Origin of the sequence: Pseudomonas sp. WS 5021 (genome assembly GCF_012985535.1) — a bacterium.
Taxonomy (GTDB): Bacteria; Pseudomonadota; Gammaproteobacteria; order Pseudomonadales; family Pseudomonadaceae; genus Aquipseudomonas.
The window spans coordinates 264834-280030 of sequence record NZ_JAAQWP010000005.1 but is presented as its reverse complement, the minus strand read 5'-3'; the positions used below and the strand labels follow the sequence as shown (position 1 = coordinate 280030).

Below are 15197 nucleotides of genomic sequence, written 5' to 3'. Positions count from 1 at the left end.
ATACGCGCCCCATTTCGTTGCCCGACTGTCCGAGAACACCCCATGCAGCTCTCTTCGCTCACTGCGGTTTCCCCTGTTGACGGCCGCTACGCCGGCAAGACCCAGGCCCTGCGCCCTATTTTCAGCGAATACGGCCTGATCCGTGCTCGCGTACTGGTTGAAGTGCGCTGGCTCCAGCGCCTGGCCGCTCACCCTGCCATCAGCGAAGTGCCGGCGTTCTCCGCCGAGGCTAACGCTGTACTGAACACCCTGGCGGAAAACTTCTCCCTGGAGCACGCCGAGCGTGTGAAAGAGATCGAGCGCACCACCAACCACGACGTCAAAGCCATCGAGTACCTGCTCAAAGAGCAAGCGGCCAAGTTGCCGGAACTGGCCCAGGTCAGCGAGTTCATCCACTTTGCCTGCACCAGCGAGGACATCAACAACCTGTCCCACGCCCTGATGCTGCGCGAAGGCCGTGATGACGTGATGCTGCCACTGATGCGCCAGACCGCCAACGCCATCCGCGAACTGGCTATCCGCTTCGCCGACGTGCCGATGCTGTCGCGCACCCACGGCCAGCCGGCCTCGCCGACCACCCTGGGCAAAGAACTGGCCAACGTGGTGTACCGCCTGGAACGCCAGATCGCGCAAGTGGCTGCCGTGCCACTGCTGGGCAAGATCAACGGCGCCGTGGGCAACTACAACGCGCACCTGTCGGCCTACCCTGAGATCGACTGGGAAGCCAACGCCCGCGCCTTCATCGAAGACGAGCTGGGCCTGGGTTTCAACCCGTACACCACGCAGATCGAACCCCACGACTACATCGCCGAGCTGTTCGACGCCATTGCGCGCTTCAACACCATCCTGATCGACTTCGATCGCGATATCTGGGGCTACATCTCCCTGGGCTACTTCAAGCAGCGCACCATCGCGGGCGAAATCGGCTCCTCGACCATGCCGCACAAGGTCAACCCGATCGACTTCGAAAACTCCGAAGGCAACCTGGGCATCGCCAACGCCTTGTTCCAGCACCTGGCCAGCAAGTTGCCGATCTCCCGCTGGCAGCGCGACCTGACCGACTCCACCGTACTGCGCAACCTCGGCGTGGGCTTTGCCCATAGCGTGATCGCCTACGAAGCCAGCCTCAAAGGCATCAGCAAACTGGAACTCAACGCGCAGAAAATCGCCGCTGACCTGGACGCTTGCTGGGAAGTCCTGGCCGAGCCGATCCAGACCGTAATGCGCCGCTACAACATCGAAAACCCCTACGAAAAGCTGAAAGAGTTGACACGCGGCAAGGGCATCAGCCCCGAGGCGCTGCAAACTTTCATCGACGGCCTGGACATGCCAGCCGCGGCCAAGGCCGAGCTGAAACTGCTGACCCCGGCCAACTACATCGGCAACGCTGTAGACCAAGCCAAACGCATCTGATTGCGGCTTGATCCCTTGAGACGCCCGGCAGCGCCGGGCGTTTTTATTCCCGTCTGAAAAGTGCTTTTTTTCAATAGGTTACACATGAATCCTGATATTCCTCTTCAACTTCTGGGCGGCATCACGGCACGGGAATTCCTGCGCGACTACTGGCAGAAAAAACCGCTGCTGATCCGCCAGGCCATCCCTGATTTCGAAAGCCCGATCGACGCCGACGAACTGGCCGGCCTGGCGCTGGAAGAAGAAGTCGAGTCACGCCTGGTGATCGAGCACGGCGAGCGCCCATGGGAACTGCGCCGCGGCCCGTTTGCCGAAGACGCCTTCAGCACCCTGCCAGAGCGCGAGTGGACCCTGCTGGTGCAGGCGGTCGACCAGTTCGTACCGCAAGTGGCCGAGTTGCTGGAGCAGTTCCGCTTCCTGCCAAGCTGGCGCATCGACGACGTGATGATCAGCTTTGCCGCCCCCGGTGGCAGCGTAGGCCCACACTTCGATAACTACGATGTGTTCCTGCTGCAAGCCCAGGGCAAGCGCAACTGGAAGATCGGCCAGATGTGCAGCTCGGAAAGCCCGCTGCTGCAACACGCCGACCTGCGCATCCTCGCCGAATTCGAAGAGAGCGCCGAATGGGTGCTGGAGCCGGGCGACATGCTCTACCTGCCGCCGCGCCTGGCGCACTTTGGCATCGCTGAAGATGACTGCATGACCTACTCGGTAGGCTTCCGCGCACCGAGCGCCGCTGAAGTGCTGACCCATTTCACCGACTTCCTCAGCCAGTACCTGACAGATGAGGAGCGCTACACCGACGCCGACGCCCAGCCTGTCAGCGACCCGCACCAAATCCAGAGCGACGCCCTCGACCGCCTGAAAAGCCTGCTGGCCGAGCACATGAGCGACGAACGCATGCTGCTGACCTGGTTCGGCCAATTCATGACCGAGCCACGCTACCCGGAACTGGTCGCCGGCCCTGAAGAGCTGGCGCAGGATGAAGTCATCAGCAGCCTGGAAGACGGTGCAGTCCTGATCCGCAATCCGAGCGCACGTCTGGCCTGGTCGGAAGTGGACGACGATGTACTGCTGTTCGCCAGTGGCCAGAGCCGTTACCTGCCGGGCAAACTGCGCGAGCTGCTGAAGCTGATCTGCGCGGCCGACGCCCTGCACGTCGACAACCTGGGTCCGTGGCTGGCCGATGAAGATGGCCGCGACCTGCTGTGCGAACTGGTCAAGCAAGGAAGCCTGGGGTTTGCCGATGAATAAAATTCACGTAAGTGTCGCAGACTGGCAAAAGGATATCGCCGAGATCCGGCGCATTCGTGAAGCGGTATTTATCGCTGAGCAATCGGTTCCACCTGAGCTGGAATGGGACGCAGACGACGCCGGGGCCATGCATTTCCTCGCATTCGAAGGCGACTTTCCGATTGGCACTGCGCGCCTGCTACCCAGCGGCGAGATCGGTCGCGTGTCGGTCCTCAAGGACTGGCGCGGGCTGAAAGTCGGCGACAAGCTGATGGAAGCAGTGATCGGCCAGGCCGAAAAACGCGGCCAGACCCGGCAGTTCCTCAGCGCACAGGTGTATGCCGCGCCGTTCTATGAGCGGCTGGGGTTCAAGATCGTCAGCGGGGAATTCCTGGAAGTCGGGATTCCCCATGTTGATATGGAGCGCGAGGGTTGATTTAAGACCATGGCGCGGCCATCGCAGGCAAGCCAGCTCCCACATTCGACCGCGCATGCCTCGAGCGACGCAGCCGGTGCGGGAGCTGGCTTGCCTGCGATGACGATATCAGCAACACCCAAAAAGGCCCTGCCATCCCCGATGCCAGGGCCTTTTGCCGTCTACGATTCAACTCGCGCCCCTCCGGGCCGATAAACTGGCACCATCAAGCCCAAATGACTTGCAGAGATAACGGACATGTCCCTACGCACCCTAGTCGCCAGCCTGCTCATGGCCGCCAGCTTTTCAGCAATGGCAGCCACTGAAGTCGTACCCCTGAACAACCGCACCAGCGCCGACCTGTTACCCGTGGCGCAGAATTTCATTGGCAAGGACGGCACGGTCAGCGCCTACGGCAATCAACTGATCGTGAATGCCGAACCCGACAAGATCCAGGGCCTGCGCGCCCTGCTCACACAGCTGGACACCCCGTCCAAGCGCCTGCTGATCACCGTCGACACTAATGAGAACAATCAGCAGGCCAACCGCCAGGTCATTACCTACAGCACCGAAAGCCGAGAGGGCGGGATCCAGCAGATCCAGGCCAGCGAAGGTGTGCCCGCGCTGATCCAGGTCGGCCAGAGCGTCCCCCTGACCACCACCCAGCCCGACGCCTACGGCCGCCCGCAAAACCAGACCCAGTACCGCAACGTCACCCAGGGCTTCTACGTGACCGCCAGCGTCACCGGCGAGACCGTGCACCTGAGCATCAGCACCAATCGTGACCGCATGAGCCAGGAACGTCCCGATGTAGTGAACGTGCAAAGTACCGACACAACCGTCAGCGGGCGCCTGGGCGAGTGGATCACCCTGGCCGGCATCAATCGCCAGACCCAGGCCGACAAACAGGGCACAACCCGCACCTACTCGACCCAGGGCCGGGATGACCTGACAGTGCGGGTCAAAGTCGAGGCCTTGAACTGAAGCACCAAAAACTGACTGATTAGTCGTATTAGACCAAAGATGTAGTGCCATAAAAAAAGCACTACAAAACATTTGACGATCCAAAAAAGCATGGGCATGATGGCCTCGCTCCCGCTAATCAGGGGCCCTGGCAAGGGCCTTCGGATCGTCGCTCCAAGTTACCCACCTGAGCCGATTCGTGTCTGTACCGCCCACAAGGCGTGTTTGACGAGGTTGCGACTGGAACGAAGTTGTCCCGAGGGACGGAAGCTAACCAGGTAACCCGGCAACACACTGATGGATCGTACCAAGGCCCACGACGCCCGAAGACTGTTCTCGGTTCGCCTCTACCTGCTCACTTTCTCCCTTGAGCCTATCGTTCATCCCGTCGCCTTCCCCGCCAAGCCCAACTTGACCGCCTAAGCTTCTGGTCAGCGAGCAGCCATAACCACGCACTGAATACGTGGCTGGCAAACGGAATTTTCAACCCAGTAGTTTTTCCACAAAGACGCGACGAGGTTTTTCCCCATGGCACTGACACGCGAACAGCAAATTGCAGCCCTTGAAAAAGACTGGGCTGAAAACCCACGCTGGAAAGGCGTGACTCGCGCTTACTCCGCTGCTGACGTCGTCCGCCTGCGCGGCTCGGTTCAACCTGAGCACACCTTTGCAAAACTGGGCGCCGAGAAGCTGTGGAAGCTGGTTACCCAGGGCGCCAAGCCGTCCTTCCGCCCCGAGAAAGATTTCGTCAACTGCATGGGTGCCCTGACCGGCGGCCAGGCTGTGCAACAAGTCAAGGCCGGCATCCAGGCGATCTACCTGTCCGGCTGGCAAGTGGCTGCGGACAACAACTCCGCCGAGTCCATGTACCCTGACCAATCGCTGTACCCGGTGGACTCCGTGCCAACCGTGGTCAAGCGCATCAACAACTCGTTCCGCCGCGCCGACCAGATCCAGTGGAAAGCCGGTAAAGGTCCGGGCGACGAAGGCTACATCGACTACTTCGCGCCAATCGTGGCGGACGCCGAAGCCGGTTTCGGTGGCGTACTGAACGCCTACGAGCTGATGAAAAGCATGATCGAGGCAGGCGCCGCCGGCGTGCACTTCGAAGACCAACTGGCTTCCGTGAAAAAATGCGGCCACATGGGCGGCAAGGTCCTGGTTCCAACCCAGGAAGCCGTACAGAAGCTGACCGCTGCCCGCCTGGCAGCTGACGTAGCCGGCACGCCGACCATCATCCTGGCCCGTACCGACGCCAACGCCGCTGACCTGCTGACTTCGGACTGCGACCCGTACGACCAGCCGTTCGTGACTGGCGAGCGCACCCAGGAAGGTTTCTACAAGGTGCGTGCAGGCCTGGATCAAGCCATTGCCCGTGGCCTGGCCTACGCGCCGTACGCCGACCTGATCTGGTGCGAAACCGCCAAGCCAGACCTGGACGAAGCCCGTCGCTTCGCCGAGGCGATCAAGAAGGAATACCCGGACCAACTGCTGTCCTACAACTGCTCGCCTTCCTTCAACTGGAAGAAGAACCTGGACGACGCGACCATCGCCAAGTTCCAGCGCGAACTGTCCGCCATGGGCTACAAGCACCAGTTCATCACCCTGGCCGGCATTCACAACATGTGGCACAGCATGTTCAACCTGGCGCACGACTACGCCCGCAACGACATGACTGCCTACGTGAAGCTGCAGGAGCAGGAATTCGCTGACGCCGCCAAAGGCTACACCTTCGTGGCGCACCAGCAGGAAGTGGGCACTGGCTACTTCGACGACATGACCACCGTGATCCAGGGCGGCACCTCGTCCGTGACCGCGCTGACCGGTTCGACCGAAGAAGAACAGTTCCACTGAGTAAACTGAGTACACGGCCATTGCGGGCCCGATAGAAAGCTAACCGCAGTGCCGCACGATCTGACGCCCCGACTGGTTCGGGGCGTTTTTTTTGCCTGAAAAATCGCTCCGGACCCAGTGAAGATCAAAATGTGGGAGCGGGCTTGCTCGCGATGGCGATATGTCAGTCAAGAAAGTGCTGGCTGACACACCGCTATCGCGAGCAAGCCCGCTCCCACAATGAAAATGCGCTCAGCCTGGCGTTTTTTGCGCAAAACCTTGATCCAGAGCGGTATTCGCCCAGAAAAAATCAGTTAAAAGTTGCGCGCTGGCAACTTGCGCCAAACGGGCAAGTAACAACAACTTTCCCTGCGCCCCGCTCATTATCCGCTTAAAACTCTTGCAAACAATATTCATTATCATTTAGAGCAATAAAACTTCGTTACACCCTAAACAAAACACAATTGATTAAAATCAAGCTAATGCCCGCAGCGTCTGGGCTACAGCCCCATAAAGGTGCACTATGTCCTTATTTCAGCGAATAATTTAGCTACAGGAATTTTACTTGCTAGGTGTTTAGCCATAAAATCACCGCGATTGATTGCGCTGCGACATATCGTCACTGCGTCGTTACTTTTTCGAGCTCAGAGACCTTTGCTCTCTGTTAAGGATTTCCAGCATGACCGAAGCGACAGGACTCATGGCCCACAACTGGGGCTTTGCCATTTTCCTCCTCGGTGTTGTCGGCCTCTGCGCCTTCATGCTCGGTGTCTCCAGCCTTCTCGGGTCAAAAGCCTGGGGCCGCAGCAAAAACGAACCGTTCGAGTCCGGCATGCTACCTACAGGTGGCGCCCGCTTGCGGCTCTCAGCCAAATTCTATCTGGTCGCGATGTTGTTCGTGATCTTCGATATCGAAGCCCTCTTTCTCTTTGCCTGGTCTGTGTCCGTCCGCGAAAGCGGCTGGACCGGATTCGTCGAAGCCCTCGTTTTCATAGCAATTCTGTTGGCAGGCCTTGTCTACCTATTTCGAGTGGGCGCCCTTGACTGGGCTCCGGAAGCTCGTCGCAAGCGGCAAGCGAAGCTGAAACAATGAGGCTTTGGCGATGCAATACAATCTCACCAGGATCGACCCGGATGCTCCTAACGATCAGTACCCCATCGGCGAACGGGAAACCGTCTCCGATCCGTTAGAAGACCAAGTCCACAAAAACATCTACATGGGCAAGCTGGAAGACGTGCTGAGTGGCGCGGTCAACTGGGGGCGCAAGAATTCCCTGTGGCCGTACAACTTCGGCCTTTCGTGCTGCTACGTGGAAATGACCACCGCCTTCACGGCGCCCCACGACATCGCGCGCTTTGGCGCCGAAGTTATCCGGGCATCACCGCGCCAGGCGGATTTCATGGTTATCGCCGGCACCTGCTTTATCAAGATGGCGCCGATCATCCAGCGTCTCTACGAGCAAATGCTCGAGCCGAAGTGGGTTATCTCCATGGGTTCGTGCGCCAACTCCGGTGGCATGTACGACATCTATTCCGTAGTTCAGGGGGTGGACAAGTTCCTGCCTGTGGACGTTTACGTGCCTGGCTGCCCGCCCCGCCCTGAAGCTTTCCTGCAAGGCCTGATGCTGTTGCAGGAATCGATTGGCAAGGAGCGTCGCCCACTGTCCTGGGTCGTCGGCGATCAAGGCGTGTACCGCGCCGAGATGCCTTCGCAAAAGGAACAGCGCCGCGAACAGCGAATCGCAGTCACCAACCTGCGCAGCCCCGACGAAGTCTGATCCAGCCCGCTTCTTTTATAGAACGAAAACCTGGCCTCATTCTTTACGTTGACCGAAAGCGATAAAAAACCATGACTACAGGCAGCGCTCTGTATATCCCGCCTTATAAGGCAGACGACCAGGATGTGGTCGTCGAACTCAATAACCGTTTTGGCCCTGACGCCTTCACCGCCCAGGCCACACGCACCGGTATGCCGGTGCTGTGGGTGGCGCGCGCCAAGCTCGTCGAAGTCCTGACCTTCCTGCGCAACCTGCCCAAGCCGTACGTCATGCTCTATGACCTGCATGGCGTGGACGAGCGTCTGCGCACCAAGCGCCAGGGGCTGCCGAGCGGCGCCGACTTCACCGTGTTCTATCACCTGATGTCACTGGAACGTAACAGCGACGTGATGATCAAGGTCGCCCTCTCGGAAAGCGACCTGAGCATCCCGACCGTGACCGGTATCTGGCCGAACGCCAGCTGGTACGAGCGTGAAGTCTGGGACATGTTCGGGATCGACTTCCCGGGCCACCCGCACCTGACGCGCATCATGATGCCGCCGACCTGGGAAGGTCACCCGCTGCGCAAGGACTTCCCTGCCCGCGCCACCGAATTCGATCCGTTCAGCCTCAACCTGGCCAAGCAGCAGCTTGAAGAAGAAGCCGCGCGCTTCCGTCCGGAAGACTGGGGCATGAAGCGTTCCGGCACCAACGAGGACTACATGTTCCTCAACCTGGGCCCGAACCACCCTTCGGCCCACGGTGCCTTCCGTATCATCCTGCAACTGGACGGCGAAGAAATCGTCGACTGCGTGCCGGACATCGGCTACCACCACCGTGGTGCCGAGAAGATGGCCGAGCGCCAGTCCTGGCACAGCTTCATCCCGTACACCGACCGTATCGACTACCTCGGCGGCGTGATGAACAACCTGCCGTACGTGCTCTCGGTCGAGAAGCTGGCGGGCATCAAGGTGCCAGACCGCGTCGACACCATCCGCATCATGATGGCCGAGTTCTTCCGGATCACCAGCCACCTGCTGTTCCTGGGTACCTATATCCAGGACGTCGGCGCCATGACCCCGGTGTTCTTCACCTTCACCGACCGTCAGCGTGCGTACAAGGTCATCGAGGCCATCACGGGCTTTCGCCTGCACCCGGCCTGGTACCGCATCGGCGGTGTGGCCCACGACCTGCCGAACGGCTGGGAGCGCCTGGTCAAGGAATTCATCGACTGGATGCCCAAGCGTCTGGACGAGTACCAAAAGGCTGCGCTGGACAACAGCATCCTCAAGGGCCGGACCATCGGCGTCGCTGCCTACAACACCAAAGAGGCCCTGGAATGGGGCGTCACCGGTGCTGGCCTGCGATCCACCGGTTGCGACTTCGACCTGCGCAAGGCGCGCCCGTACTCCGGCTATGAGAACTTCGAGTTCGAAGTTCCGCTGGCAGCCAATGGCGATGCCTACGACCGTTGCATCGTGCGCGTCGAAGAAATGCGCCAGAGCCTGAAAATCATCGAGCAATGCATGCGCAACATGCCGGCAGGCCCGTACAAAGCGGATCACCCGCTGACCACGCCGCCGCCAAAAGAGCGCACCCTGCAGCACATCGAGACCCTGATCACGCACTTCCTGCAAGTCTCGTGGGGCCCGGTGATGCCGGCCAACGAGTCCTTCCAGATGATCGAAGCGACCAAGGGTATCAACAGTTATTACCTGACGAGCGATGGCGGCACCATGAGCTACCGCACCCGGATTCGTACCCCAAGCTTCGCCCACTTGCAGCAGATCCCTTCGGTGATCAAAGGCGAGATGGTCGCGGACTTGATTGCGTACCTGGGTAGTATCGATTTCGTTATGGCCGACGTGGACCGCTAAGCATGAACAGCACGCTTATCCAGACAGACCGTTTCACCTTGAGTGAAACCGAGCGCTCGGCCATCGAGCACGAGCTGCATCACTACGAAGACCCGCGCGCGGCGTCGATCGAAGCCTTGAAGATCGTTCAGAAGGAACGTGGCTGGGTGCCCGACGGCGCCCTCTACGCCATCGGCGAGATCCTCGGCATCCCGGCCAGCGATGTGGAAGGCGTGGCGACGTTCTACAGCCAGATCTTCCGCCAGCCGGTCGGCCGCCACATCATTCGCGTGTGCGACAGCATGGTCTGCTATATCGGCGGCCACGAGTCAGTGGTCGACGCGATCCAGAGCAAGCTGGGCATCGGCCTAGGCCAGACCACTGCAGACGGGCGCTTCACGCTGCTGCCGGTATGCTGCCTGGGCAACTGCGACAAAGCGCCGGCGTTGATGATCGACGACGACACATTCGGCGACGTGCAGGCCTCTGGCGTCACCCAATTGCTCGAGGGCTACCCATGACCCTGACTTCCTTTGGCCCGGCCAACCTGATCAAGCGTTCGGCCGAAACCCACCCGCTGACCTGGCGCCTGCGTGACGACGGCGAGCCTGTATGGCTTGACGAGTACCAGGCCAAGAACGGTTACGCCGCTGCGCGCAAAGCCTTTGCCGACATGGCTCAGGACGATATCGTCCAGACCGTGAAGGACGCTGGCCTCAAAGGTCGCGGCGGCGCAGGCTTCCCCACGGGTGTGAAGTGGGGACTGATGCCAAAAGATGAATCCATCAACATCCGTTACCTGTTGTGTAACGCCGATGAAATGGAGCCCAACACCTGGAAAGACCGCATGCTGATGGAGCAACTGCCCCATCTGCTGATCGAAGGCATGCTGATCAGCGCCCGTGCGCTGAAAACCTACCGGGGCTACATCTTCCTGCGGGGCGAATACACCACCGCCGCCAAACACCTGAACCGTGCCGTGGCCGAAGCCAAGGCCGCAGGCCTGTTGGGCAAGAACATCCTCGGTTCGGGTTTTGACTTCGAGTTGTTCGTGCACACCGGCGCCGGGCGTTACATCTGCGGTGAAGAAACCGCACTGATCAACTCCCTCGAAGGCCGCCGCGCCAACCCGCGCTCCAAGCCGCCCTTCCCCGCCGCCGTTGGCGTGTGGGGCAAGCCTACGTGCGTGAACAACGTCGAGACCCTGTGCAACGTGCCGGCGATCATCGCCGACGGCGTGGACTGGTACAAATCCCTGGCCCGCGAAGGCAGCGAAGACATGGGCACCAAGCTCATGGGCTTCTCCGGTAAGGTCAAGAACCCTGGCCTGTGGGAACTGCCATTCGGCGTGACCGCCCGCGAGCTATTCGAGGACTACGCCGGCGGCATGCGCGACGGCTACACCCTCAAGGCCTGGCAGCCAGGCGGCGCCGGCACCGGTTTCCTGTTGCCCGAGCACCTCGACGCACAGATGTATGCCGGTGGCATCGGCAAGGTGGGCACCCGGATGGGTACCGGCCTGGCGATGGCGGTGGACAACACCGTGAACATGGTCTCGCTGCTGCGCAACATGGAGCAGTTCTTCGCTCGCGAATCCTGTGGTTTCTGCACCCCGTGCCGCGATGGCTTGCCGTGGAGCGTCAAGCTCCTGATGGCGATCGAGAAAGGCGAAGGCCAGCCGGGGGATATCGAAACCCTGCTGGGCCTGGTCGGTTTCCTCGGCCCTGGCAAGACCTTCTGTGCTCACGCACCGGGCGCCGTGGAGCCACTGGGCAGCGCAATCAAGTACTTCCGCTCGGAGTTCGAAGCCGGCATCGCGCCCAAAAGCGCCGCCGTCCCGCCTCTGGCAAAGCCGATCGTAGTCGGCGCGTAACGCTTCAATAGGCGAAGGGTCCGTGCCCTTCGCCTTGTCATGTGCTGACGCCGTGAAGGCTGTGTTGATGCACATGAATAACAAGATTCCATTAGCCACGCCCGCTGACAACGGGCCAACGAAGAACTTTGAACCATGGCCACTATCCACGTAGACGGCAAAGCGCTCGAAGTCGATGGGGCGGACAACCTGTTACAGGCGTGTCTGTCACTAGGCCTCGACATCCCTTATTTCTGCTGGCACCCCGCGCTTGGTAGCGTCGGTGCCTGTCGCCAGTGTGCGGTCAAGCAGTACACCGACGAAAACGACACCCGTGGTCGTATCGTCATGTCCTGCATGACGCCGGCCACCGACAACACCTGGATTTCCATCGACGATGATGAGTCCAAGGCGTTTCGCGCCAGCGTTGTCGAATGGCTGATGACCAACCACCCCCACGACTGCCCGGTCTGTGAGGAAGGCGGTCACTGCCACCTGCAAGACATGACGGTGATGACCGGCCACAACGAGCGCCGTTATCGCTTCACCAAGCGTACCCACCAGAACCAGGACCTCGGCCCGTTCATTTCCCACGAAATGAACCGCTGCATCGCCTGCTATCGCTGCGTACGCTTCTATAAAGACTACGCCGGCGGCACCGACCTGGGCGTATTCGGCGCCCATGACAACGTGTACTTCGGGCGCGTTGAAGATGGCGTCCTGGAAAGCGAGTTCTCCGGCAACCTCACCGAGGTCTGCCCGACCGGTGTGTTCACCGACAAGACTCACTCCGAGCGCTACAACCGCAAGTGGGACATGCAGTTCTCGCCGAGCATCTGCCATGGCTGCTCCAGCGGTTGCAACATCTCCCCGGGCGAGCGCTACGGCGAACTGCGTCGCATCGAAAACCGCTTCAACGGTTCGGTCAACCAGTACTTCCTGTGCGACCGTGGCCGCTTCGGCTATGGCTACGTCAACCGCGAAGACCGTCCTCGCCAGCCATTGCTGGCCGATGGCGCCAAGCTAAGCCTGGACGAGGCGCTGGACAAAGCCGCCGACCTGCTGCGCGGGCGCAACATCGTCGGTATCGGTTCGCCACGCGCCAGCCTCGAAAGCAACTACGCGCTGCGTGAACTGGTGGGTGCCGAGCACTTCTACAGCGGTATCGAAGCCGGCGAGCTGGAGCGTATCCGCCTGGTCCTGCAGGTGCTCAATGACAGCCCGCTGCCAGTGCCGAACATGCGCGACATCGAAGACCACGACGCAATCTTCGTGCTCGGTGAAGACCTGACCCAGACCGCCGCGCGTATCGCGCTGTCCCTGCGCCAGTCGGTCAAAGGCAAGGCCGAAGAAATGGCCGACGCCATGCGCGTACAGCCTTGGCTCGACGCTGCGGTGAAAAACATCGGCCAGCACGCGCTGAACCCGCTGTTTATCGCAAGCCTTGCCGAAACCAAGCTCGACGATATCGCTGAAGAATGCGTGCACGCAGCACCTGACGACCTGGCCCGTATCGGTTTCGCCGTGGCCCACGCCCTCGACGCCAGCGCCCCTGCCGTCGAAGGCCTGGACGCAGAAGCCGTGGCCCTGGCCCAGCGTATTGCCGACGCCCTGCTCGCGGCCAAGCGTCCTTTGATCATTGCCGGTACCTCGTTGGGTTCCAAGGCGCTGATCGAAGCCGCCGCCAACATCGCCAAGGCCCTCAAGCTGCGCGAGAAGAACGGCTCCATCAGCCTGGTCGTGCCGGAAGCCAACAGCCTTGGCCTGGCCATGCTCGGTGGCGAGTCCCTGGACAGCGCCCTGCAAGCCGTGATCGACGGCAGTGCCGACGCCATCGTGGTGCTGGAAAACGACCTGTACACCCGCACCGATGCGGGCAAGGTCGATGCCGCGCTGAGTGCTGCCAAAGTGCTGATCGTCGCCGATCACCAAAAGACCGCGACCAGCGACCGTGCCCATCTGGTCTTGCCAGCCGCAAGCTTCGCCGAAGGCGACGGGACCCTGGTCAGCCAGGAAGGCCGCGCCCAGCGCTTCTTCCAGGTGTTCGATCCGAAGTACATGGACGCCAGCATCCTGGTTCACGAAGGCTGGCGCTGGCTGCACGCCCTGCGCGCAACCCTGCTGAACCAGCCGATCGACTGGACCCAGCTCGACCACGTCACCGCAGCCGTCGCCGCGAGCGCACCGCAACTGGCGCGTATCGTCGACGCCGCACCGTCCGCCGCGTTCCGTATCAAGGGCATGAAGCTGGCCCGTGAACCGCTGCGTTATTCCGGGCGTACCGCCATGCGTGCTGATATCAGCGTGCACGAACCGCGTACCCCGCAAGACAACGACACCGCGTTCGCCTTCTCCATGGAAGGTTACTCGGGTTCGGTCGAGCCCCGTCAGCAGGTGCCGTTTGCCTGGTCGCCGGGCTGGAACTCGCCGCAGGCCTGGAACAAGTTCCAGGACGAAGTCGGTGGTCATATCCGCGCTGGCGACCCGGGCACCCGCCTGATCGAAAGCACTGGTGATTCGCTGAACTGGTTCGCTGCAGTACCGCGTCCGTTCAACCCGGCCCAGGGCACCTGGCAGGTTGTGCCGTTCTTCCACCTGTTCGGCAGCGAAGAGACCTCTTCCAAGGCCGCGCCGGTGCAAGAGCGCATTCCCGCCGCCTACGTATCCGTGGCCAAGTCCGAAGCCGATCGCCTGGGCGTCAACGACGGTGCCCTGCTGAGCTTGAACGTAGCCGGCCAGACCCTGCGTCTGCCGCTGCGCATCAACGACGAGCTGGGTGCTGGCCTGGTTGCACTGCCAAAAGGCCTCGCCGGGATTCCTCCTGCGATCTTTGGCCAAACCGTTGACGGTCTGCAGGAGGCAGCGCAATGACCTGGTTCACCCCTGAAGTGATCGACGTGATCATCTCGGTCGTCAAGGCCATCGTGATCCTGTTGGCCGTGGTCGTCGCGGGCGCCCTGCTCAGCTTCGTCGAACGTCGCCTGCTGGGCTGGTGGCAGGACCGTTACGGTCCGAACCGCGTTGGCCCATTTGGTATGTTCCAGATCGCCGCCGACATGCTGAAAATGTTCTTCAAGGAAGACTGGACCCCGCCGTTTGCCGACAAGGTGATCTTCACCCTGGCGCCGGTCGTGGCCATGAGCGCCTTGCTGATCGCCTTCGCGATCATCCCGATCACCCCGACCTGGGGCGTGGCGGACCTGAACATCGGCTTGCTGTTCTTCTTCGCCATGGCCGGTTTGTCGGTCTATGCGGTGCTGTTCGCCGGCTGGGCCAGTAACAACAAGTTCGCCCTGCTGGGCAGCTTGCGGGCCTCGGCCCAGACTGTGTCCTACGAAGTGTTCATGGGCCTGGCGCTGATGGGCATCGTGGTGCAGGTGGGCTCGTTCAACATGCGCGACATCGTCGAGTACCAGGCACAGAACCTGTGGTTCATCATTCCGCAGTTCTTCGGCTTCTGTACCTTCTTCATCGCTGGCGTGGCCGTGACTCACCGTCACCCCTTCGACCAGCCGGAAGCGGAACAGGAACTGGCCGACGGCTACCACATCGAATACGCCGGCATGAAATGGGGCATGTTCTTCGTCGGTGAGTACATCGGCATCATCTTGATCTCGGCCCTGCTGGTCACGCTGTTCTTCGGCGGCTGGCACGGTCCGTTCGGCATCCTGCCGCAGTTGGCGTTCTTCTGGTTCTTCCTCAAGACCGCGTTCTTCATCATGTTGTTTATCCTGCTGCGCGCTTCCATTCCGCGTCCACGATACGACCAGGTGATGGATTTCAGCTGGCGCTTCTGCCTGCCGCTGACCCTGATCAATTTGCTGGTGACTGCTGCCGTTGTGTTGTTGAACACGCCAGCGGGCGCGGTTCAGTGA

The 15197-nt window shown here is 60.9% G+C and carries 12 protein-coding genes; all 12 read left to right on the top strand.

What is annotated here, in order from left to right:
• Positions 1 to 42 precede the first annotated feature (42 nt).
• The 12 genes from purB (at position 43) to nuoH (ending at position 15197) form a co-directional block, all read left to right on the top strand.
• Complete coding sequence (gene purB / locus HBO19_RS17740) at positions 43 to 1413, top strand: adenylosuccinate lyase (protein WP_029293372.1); 1371 nt, start codon at positions 43 to 45, stop codon at positions 1411 to 1413.
• An 84-nt stretch (positions 1414 to 1497) separates the two neighbouring features.
• Positions 1498 to 2667 carry a cupin domain-containing protein gene (locus tag HBO19_RS17735; protein WP_170057967.1) on the top strand — a complete coding sequence of 390 codons (1170 nt, stop codon included), beginning with the start codon at positions 1498 to 1500 and terminating at the stop codon, positions 2665 to 2667.
• Entirely contained in the window at positions 2660 to 3082 is a 423-nt protein-coding gene (locus tag HBO19_RS17730) for a GNAT family N-acetyltransferase (RefSeq protein ID WP_169954348.1), read from the top strand. The genes HBO19_RS17735 and HBO19_RS17730 overlap by 8 nt, the downstream gene beginning before the upstream one ends.
• A gap of 237 nt (positions 3083 to 3319) precedes the next feature.
• Positions 3320 to 4045: a secretin N-terminal domain-containing protein gene (locus tag HBO19_RS17725; protein WP_170057966.1), complete on the top strand. Its 726-nt coding sequence runs from the start codon at positions 3320 to 3322 to the stop codon at positions 4043 to 4045.
• Positions 4046 to 4552: 507 nt separating this feature from the next.
• Positions 4553 to 5878: an isocitrate lyase gene (gene aceA / locus HBO19_RS17720; RefSeq protein ID WP_003219577.1), complete on the top strand. Its 1326-nt coding sequence runs from the start codon at positions 4553 to 4555 to the stop codon at positions 5876 to 5878.
• Between the two features lie 658 nt (positions 5879 to 6536).
• Positions 6537 to 6950 (top strand): NADH-quinone oxidoreductase subunit A, encoded by a 414-nt coding sequence (locus tag HBO19_RS17715; protein ID WP_003219575.1) that lies wholly within the window; start codon positions 6537 to 6539, stop codon positions 6948 to 6950.
• A gap of 10 nt (positions 6951 to 6960) precedes the next feature.
• A complete protein-coding gene (locus HBO19_RS17710) occupies positions 6961 to 7635 on the top strand; it encodes an NADH-quinone oxidoreductase subunit B (protein WP_012724951.1) in 675 nt (224 codons plus the stop codon).
• Between the two features lie 71 nt (positions 7636 to 7706).
• Positions 7707 to 9491, top strand: a complete 1785-nt coding sequence (gene nuoC / locus HBO19_RS17705; protein ID WP_090402815.1) for an NADH-quinone oxidoreductase subunit C/D — start codon at positions 7707 to 7709, stop codon at positions 9489 to 9491.
• 2 nt (positions 9492 to 9493) lie between these two features.
• The gene (gene nuoE, locus HBO19_RS17700) at positions 9494 to 9991 is read left to right on the top strand and encodes an NADH-quinone oxidoreductase subunit NuoE (RefSeq protein ID WP_029293358.1); all 498 of its coding nucleotides are present in this window, start codon (positions 9494 to 9496) and stop codon (positions 9989 to 9991) included.
• Positions 9988 to 11343: an NADH-quinone oxidoreductase subunit NuoF gene (nuoF, locus tag HBO19_RS17695; protein WP_169954350.1), complete on the top strand. Its 1356-nt coding sequence runs from the start codon at positions 9988 to 9990 to the stop codon at positions 11341 to 11343. The genes nuoE and nuoF overlap by 4 nt, the downstream gene beginning before the upstream one ends.
• Positions 11344 to 11478: 135 nt before the next feature.
• The gene (nuoG, locus tag HBO19_RS17690) at positions 11479 to 14193 is read left to right on the top strand and encodes an NADH-quinone oxidoreductase subunit NuoG (protein ID WP_169954351.1); all 2715 of its coding nucleotides are present in this window, start codon (positions 11479 to 11481) and stop codon (positions 14191 to 14193) included.
• Positions 14190 to 15197: an NADH-quinone oxidoreductase subunit NuoH gene (gene nuoH / locus HBO19_RS17685; RefSeq protein WP_017737147.1), complete on the top strand. Its 1008-nt coding sequence runs from the start codon at positions 14190 to 14192 to the stop codon at positions 15195 to 15197. Before nuoG ends, nuoH begins: the two co-directional genes overlap by 4 nt.

Excerpts from the sequence above, each read along its gene's own strand:
- purB (WP_029293372.1), top strand. The coding sequence starts at position 43 with ATGCAGCTCTCTTCGCTCACTGCGGTTTCCCCTGTTGACGGCCGCTAC.
- HBO19_RS17735 (WP_170057967.1), top strand. The coding sequence starts at position 1,498 with ATGAATCCTGATATTCCTCTTCAACTTCTGGGCGGCATCACGGCACGG.
- HBO19_RS17730 (WP_169954348.1), top strand. The coding sequence starts at position 2,660 with ATGAATAAAATTCACGTAAGTGTCGCAGACTGGCAAAAGGATATCGCC.
- HBO19_RS17725 (WP_170057966.1), top strand. The coding sequence starts at position 3,320 with ATGTCCCTACGCACCCTAGTCGCCAGCCTGCTCATGGCCGCCAGCTTT.
- aceA (WP_003219577.1), top strand. The coding sequence starts at position 4,553 with ATGGCACTGACACGCGAACAGCAAATTGCAGCCCTTGAAAAAGACTGG.
- HBO19_RS17715 (WP_003219575.1), top strand. The coding sequence starts at position 6,537 with ATGACCGAAGCGACAGGACTCATGGCCCACAACTGGGGCTTTGCCATT.
- HBO19_RS17710 (WP_012724951.1), top strand. The coding sequence starts at position 6,961 with ATGCAATACAATCTCACCAGGATCGACCCGGATGCTCCTAACGATCAG.
- nuoC (WP_090402815.1), top strand. The coding sequence starts at position 7,707 with ATGACTACAGGCAGCGCTCTGTATATCCCGCCTTATAAGGCAGACGAC.
- nuoE (WP_029293358.1), top strand. The coding sequence starts at position 9,494 with ATGAACAGCACGCTTATCCAGACAGACCGTTTCACCTTGAGTGAAACC.
- nuoF (WP_169954350.1), top strand. The coding sequence starts at position 9,988 with ATGACCCTGACTTCCTTTGGCCCGGCCAACCTGATCAAGCGTTCGGCC.
- nuoG (WP_169954351.1), top strand. The coding sequence starts at position 11,479 with ATGGCCACTATCCACGTAGACGGCAAAGCGCTCGAAGTCGATGGGGCG.
- nuoH (WP_017737147.1), top strand. The coding sequence starts at position 14,190 with ATGACCTGGTTCACCCCTGAAGTGATCGACGTGATCATCTCGGTCGTC.